Annotated in this window: 1 protein-coding gene; it reads right to left on the bottom strand. The window is 74.1% G+C overall.

What is annotated here, in order from left to right; genetic code table 11:
* A partial coding sequence (locus KUM32_RS38305; protein ID WP_217146431.1) for an ABC transporter permease occupies nt 1–691 on the bottom strand: 691 nt, incomplete at both ends.

Below are 691 nucleotides of genomic sequence, written 5' to 3'. Positions count from 1 at the left end.
CGTCCCGGCGGCGCAGGAACAGTGCCGCCACCGCCAACGTCGCCGCGACCGAGCAACACAGGGCGAACAGGGCCGGGCCCGGGGCCAGCATGTCGGGGCCTCGGTCCACCATCATCAGGGCCTGCGCCGCCTTGCTTGGCAGGCAGGCGACGATGTCGTCCACCACGTCGTACGGCAGCAGCCCGACCACCTCGGGCAGCACGAGCACCGCCCCTATGTACGCGCCGATCGCCGCCGGAACGCTGCGCAGCAGCGCGCCGAGCCCCAGGCACAGCAGGCCGAGGAGGGCGATGCCCACCGCCGCCCCGCACAGCGCCCGCGCCACGCCGGGATCGCCGAGGCCCGCCGCCATGTCCGTGCCGGACAGGAAGACCTGGGCCAGGGGGAAGGTGAGGAAGACGGTCGCGAACATGACCGCGAGGGCCACACCGCCGAAGACGACCGCCTTGGCCCACAGCACGGGCAGCCGGCGCGGCACGGCGGTGAGGGAGGCCCGGATCATGCCGGACGCGTACTCCCCCGCGGTCACCAGCACGCCGAGCACGGCGAGCAGGATCTGCCCGAACTGCGTGCCCAGCAGCGTGAGTTCGACGGGCTCGACGCCGTCGCCGTCGCCGCTCTGGTACGTCCCCGCGACCACCGCGCCGAGGCCGGCGGTCACCAGCAGGGTGGCGGCGAGGATGCTCCAGGT

This window comes from Streptomyces sp. AC627_RSS907 (genome assembly GCF_019049165.1).
Note: the sequence above shows the minus strand (reverse complement) of the source record. Positions and strands in the feature narration are given on the sequence as shown.